The organism is Sphingopyxis sp., from assembly GCF_035250425.1.
GTDB lineage: Bacteria > Pseudomonadota > Alphaproteobacteria > Sphingomonadales > Sphingomonadaceae > Sphingopyxis.
Genome location: NZ_DATFFD010000257.1, coordinates 1 through 5,477, shown reverse-complemented (window position 1 = coordinate 5,477; position 5,477 = coordinate 1). Strand labels below are relative to the sequence as shown.

4 protein-coding genes are annotated in these 5,477 nt (G+C 60.7%); 2 read left to right on the top strand and 2 right to left on the bottom strand.

The window, feature by feature from the left end; genetic code table 11:
* Positions 1–1,699: TonB-dependent receptor (locus VJ811_RS15595; protein ID WP_324073992.1), on the top strand; the 1,699-nt coding region annotated here is incomplete at its 5' end.
* Positions 1,700–1,728: 29 nt separating this feature from the next.
* On the opposite strand, the gene VJ811_RS15590 is transcribed toward VJ811_RS15595, so the two are convergent.
* Positions 1,729–2,748: a FecR family protein gene (locus tag VJ811_RS15590; protein WP_324073990.1), complete on the bottom strand. Its 1,020-nt coding sequence runs from the start codon at positions 2,746–2,748 to the stop codon at positions 1,729–1,731.
* A complete protein-coding gene (locus tag VJ811_RS15585; RefSeq protein ID WP_324073988.1) occupies positions 2,745–3,251 on the bottom strand; it encodes a sigma-70 family RNA polymerase sigma factor in 507 nt (168 codons plus the stop codon). Before VJ811_RS15585 ends, VJ811_RS15590 begins: the two co-directional genes overlap by 4 nt.
* A 199-nt stretch (positions 3,252–3,450) precedes the next feature.
* Between VJ811_RS15585 and VJ811_RS15580 the strand changes: the two genes are divergently transcribed.
* On the top strand, positions 3,451–5,477 hold a 2,027-nt coding region (locus VJ811_RS15580), incomplete at its 3' end, for a TonB-dependent receptor (RefSeq protein WP_324073987.1).

Genomic DNA, 5,477 nt, shown 5'->3' with positions numbered 1-5,477 from the left:
GGACGTTCGCGCCTGGGATCTCGATCGGGTAGAAGTTTTGCGCGGACCTCAAGGTACATTGTTCGGTGAAGGTTCGCTCGGCGGCACGGTTCGCATTCTGACAACGGGCGCCAATTTGGATGAATGGCAAGCAAAGGCGGGGCTATTCCTTTCCACCACCGACGATGGCGGAGCTAATGGCGGGGCGAAGGCGGCGCTCAACCTTCCCGTGCTTCCCGGAAAATTTGCGGTTCGTGTCTCAGGCACCCACGAACGATATGGGGGCTGGGTCGACGATGCGCTTGCCGGTAAAAGCAACCTGAACGAGCAGCATTATGACAGCCTTCGCGTCAAGGCACGCTTCGATCCCACCGATCGGCTGTCGCTAACCGGAAGCTTCTGGCTTTATAATTCTGCGTTCTCCGGAGGAGATTCCTTCGCAACTGACGATGGCCAAGTATCGCAATCCCTGTTTTTCCCTTCCAGATTACGCTACCAACTATATGGGATTGCCGCGCGCCACGACCTCGCCTTTTCCCAGATTTTCTACGGCTATTCTCACAACTACTTCACCGTGCCCCGACAGGGAATGTTCCGCGGCGCCCCGCTTCAATCGGATATCCACATAAAGGTTAACGCCCACGAGGTCAGGATCGCCTCGAAAAGCAATGCCCCGCTTCAATGGACAATAGGCGGCTATTTCCGTTCGGCCGACCGCAACGATTATTTCAAATATGCGCCGCTCGGCTACGACACGATCGACTTCACGAGTAGCCGGACCCACGCTTTGTTTGGCGAAGTAACTTATGCCCTCGACGGATTCGATCTCACGGCCGGACTGCGCTATTTTGCCGAGAAGCTTCGAGGCTATGAGAATAATGAGGGCGTTCTCGCCGTAGACGCCGGAGGAACCTACACAAGCCTCAATCCTCGCCTCAGTCTCGCTTGGCATCCCGTCACAAAGAGCACACTTTACGTGAGCGCCGCCAAAGGATTTCGCGGTGGGCAACTGCAGCCGACCTCGTCACTGAACCTTGCGTCCGAGCTCGGCATCGAGCTTCCTCCATCCTTGTCGCAGGATTCGATCTGGACATATGAATTCGGCGGCAAGGCAGACCTTCTCGACCGCCTGCTGAATGTCGAATTCGCCTTTTATTACAGCCGCTGGAAAAATGTGGCTGTTCGGGTACCGATCAAGACAACGGGCTTTAATGGAGCGTTGAATTCGCCCGGAACCGACACGAGAGGTGCCGAACTCGCCCTCAAGCTTCGACCTGCGAGGGGCCTGCTTCTCAGCACAAGTGCTTCCTATGTCGACGCGCGCTATCGCGGCGCGGTGCCGGATACCGCGATTGTTCGCGGCTCGCCGGTCGAGGAAGTTGCCAAATTCACAGCCAATGCGTCGGCCGACTACCGGGTGGAGATCGCGAGCGGAACATTCGCCACCGCACGCATCGGCTGGCAACACACCAGCCCGCGGCACTTCAAATCGTTCCCGGGATATTTGCCCGGCGACGCCATCGACAGGGTCGACGCCCGCATCGGCGTCGATTTCGGACGGTTCGGGATTGCCTTTTTTGCCGAAAACCTTCTCAACGAGGGCGGAGCGATAACCTACCGGACGGTTCAGGAGATCGCCCCGGGCGTCGACGATGTCTATTCATACCGTCTCCGGCCCCGCACCGTCGGGATCGACCTGACATTCCGCTATCCACGCTGACGCGCCGGTGCGGGCTTCACCTTGCCTTCCTATTGTCCGAGGACGAGCCCTTCGGAGCTGTCCGTCACGCGCAGGCCGTTGAGCGCGGCGACGCCTTGGGCAAAGCCCGCGGCGTCGCTGGCATTGAAGATACCGGTGATCCTGAGACCCGTCGGAACATCGTCGGCGATCGAGATCGGCTTTCTGGCGTAGCGATTGACGCGCGCGACCGCGGAATCAAGCGGCACATCCACGAATTCCAGCTGGCCGCCTTCCCAGGCCTGCATGCTTTCGCGGCCTTTTTCGATCGTCAGGCGAGCGGGCCTGCCGAAAGCGGGAAGCGCCAGCATTTCGCCGGGCGACATGACCGCGATCTGATGCTCTCCGACGGAATCGCGCGACAATATGCGGACCGAACCTTCATAAAGAATGATGTGGACTTGATCGGTCAGCCGCTCGACGCTGAAGCGCGTGCCGGTCGCAACCACCATCTTGTCTCCCGCAGCGACGGTAAAGGGGGTTTTGGCCTTGGCGACCGTAAAGCCGGCCCGGCCATCGACGAGCGTAAGCGCGCGCCGTTCGTCACTCATCCGGACATCGACTTCGCTCGCGGCGTCGAGCGACAGCCGCGAACCGTCATCGAGCAGCGCGACCCGCCGCTCGCCGCGATCGGTGCGATATTCGGCCAGCGCAGGCGATGGCGATGAAAACAGGTCCGATTGCCAGGTAGCGACCGAAAGGGCGCCGACCAGGACCGTTGCCGCGATACCCATGCCCCAGCGGCGTGAAATCCCGAGCTCGTGTCCGCTCCAGCGCCGGCGGTTGGAACGGTGGTAATCGTCGAGCGCTTCGCGGCGCATCCGCACGATTTCAGGCTTGCCCGCCGAAAAGGCCACGAGATTCCATGCTCCCGCCTGCAGCTGCATCGCTACGGCATTTTCCGAATCGGCGATCCATGCCTCGAAGTCCGCGCGTTCGCTTGCGGTCAGCGGCCCTTCCGCCAGGCTCATGCACCAAAGGGCGGCCATCTCATCGCGATCCATCGCTTCGGGATGCTGGTCGAATGTCATTTGTTTTCTCGCATTGTCTTGGCCAGGGCCGCCATCACCTTGGCGACCTGCTGCTTCACGGCGCTCGCCGTAATGCCGAATGTTTCACCGATGTCCGCCTGGGACATATTCTCGAGCCGATACAGAAGAAAGATCGACCGGGTTCGCGCCGGAAATGTATCGAGAACGGCAACAAGGTTCGCAACCTCCTCCCGCCCCTGCAAAATTCGTTCGGGGTCGATCTCGAACAGGTCCTGACCGGTGATCGCCTCCGATTTGACGTGCCGGCTACGGATGAATTGTCGCCGCGACCTGTCGATCAGCATATTCTGGGCGACGCGGAACACATAACCATCATTCAATTGTTCCCCCGTGTCATTCGCCATCACGCGTACGATGGTATCATGCGCCATATCCTCGGCCTCCGAAGCATCGGGCACGCGCCGACGAAAGAAGGCGACGAGCACCCTCTTCCATTTGGGATAGAGGTCCGACAGACCCGATTGATGATCTCGTTCGGTCACGCTCAGCCTTCGCCACCAAGTTCATACCCTTCATAACGCGTCAGCGGCGCGATGGGACAGCGTACCGATCGCATTTCCTCTTTTCGCGGTTCCGAAGCCCGGCCGAAACAAAAATGTCAAATTGCCGCTGCCCCGCGCGCGATCTCATCCGTTTTTCGAAATGACCGCTCACTTTCCAAGGGGGATATTTCCAATGCGCATGACGATTAACAAAGCGATGCTGCTGGCCGTTTGCAGCACGATGGCGCTTTCTACGCCAGCCCTTGCCGAAGGAACGGCTGCATCCGATGTCGGGACCTCCGGTGCGGAGGACGATACCGAGATCGTCGTAACGGCGCGCAAGCGCGAAGAGCGCGCGATCGATGTTCCCATCGCAATCAGCGCGATGTCGGGACAAGGGCTCGAGGATCGCGGCGCCCGCAACCTCTCGGACGTGCTTCAGGAAGCGCCCGGGGTCGGCGTCTACGACATGGGTTCAGGCTTCAGCAAGATCACCATCCGCGGCGTGTCTACATCGCTCGGTGCCAATGAAAATGGCTATTATCTCGACGACCTGCCCTTTACCGGCGTGACCGTCCCTCTCAATCCGGACGTGCGCGCATGGGATCTCGACCGCGTCGAGATTCTCCGCGGACCGCAGGGAACGCTCTTCGGCGAGGGATCGCTGGGCGGCACGGTCCGGGTGCTGACGCGCGGCGCCGATCTCGACGAATGGGAAGCCAAAGCGAGCGCCTTTGTTTCCGGAACGGAAGATGGCGGAACCAACAGCGGCATCAAGGGCGCCTTCAACGCGCCGATCATCCCGGGCATGCTGGCCGTTCGCGTGGCAGGAACCCATGAGCGTTTCGACGGATGGCTCGACAACAGCGTTGCCGGTACGAAAAATGTCGATGATCAGCGCTATGATACGTTCCGCGCCAAAGCCCGCTTCGACCCGACCGACCGCCTCTCGATCACCGGAAGCTACTGGTGGTTCAACGCATCCTTCCCGGGTGGCAACTCGAAAGCGACCGACGACGGCGAACAGTCGCAGGCATCGGTCCTCGCGTCCAAGATTCGCTATCGTCTCTACGGTGCAACGGCGCGATATGATCTGGGCGACGCCGAGATTTTCTACGGCTATTCGCACAATAAATTTTTCCTGCCCCAAGCGGGCAATTATCTCGGCGGCAGGCTCGAGACCGACATCGCCATCAAGGTCGACGCGCATGAGCTGCGCCTTGCCTCGACGGGCGATGGACCGCTGCAATGGACCGTCGGGGGCTATTTGCGCAACGCGACCCGCTCGGACGATTTCAGCTTCGCGCTCTTCGGTATCGACAACGTCGACTATACGCGCAGCAAGGCCAAGGCCGTCTTCGGCGAGGCGACCTATACGTTGGGTCGCTTCGATCTTACCGCGGGCCTGCGCTATTATGAAGAGGAACTGGGCGGGTTTGAAGCCAATAGCGGCGTCGTCACACCGGACGAGGGAGACACGTATAAGAGCGCCAATCCCCGCTTCAGCATCGCCTGGCATCCACGCGAAAATGCGACGATCTATGCCAGCGCTGCCAAGGGATTTCGCGCCGGCCAGCTCCAGCCCACGACCTCGGTCGCACTCGGCCAGCAATTGGGGATCGACCTGCCCGCCGCACTCGCCCAGGATTCGATCTGGACCTATGAGGTAGGCGGAAAGGCCGATCTGTTCGGCCGCATGCTCACCGTCGAAGGCGCACTCTTCTACAGCGAATGGAAGGACGTGACCGTACGGATCCCGATCGGGACCACGGGCTTTAACGGGTTGATCAACTCGAACGGCACCGAAACCAAGGGTGCCGAACTCAGCCTCGTCCTGCGCCCCGCAAAGGGGCTGACGCTGAACGCCAGCGGCGCCTATGTCGATGCGACATACGCCGCCGCGGTCCCGGGCACGGGCATCGCTGCCGGCGCGCCGGTTGACGATGTCGCCAAGTTCACCGCGAACGCGTCGGCGGACTACCGAACCGAAATCGCCAACGATATTTTCGCGACCGCCCGTATCAGCTGGCAGCACACCAGTCCGCGCCGCTTCGACTCCTTTCCGGGCTATCTGCCGGGCGACCGGATCGACCGGATCGACGCGCGCGTCGGCGCCGATATCGGTGCTCTCAACATCGCACTCTTCGTGGACAATCTCACAAACGAGAATGGCGCGGCGAGCTTCCGATCCGTCCAGCCGATCGCGCCCGGCATCGACGATATCAC

What these genes read in the sequence shown, in the direction of transcription:
- VJ811_RS15590 (WP_324073990.1), bottom strand. Translation starts at nt 2,748, where the DNA reads ATGACATTCGACCAGCATCCCGAAGCGATGGATCGCGATGAGATGGCC.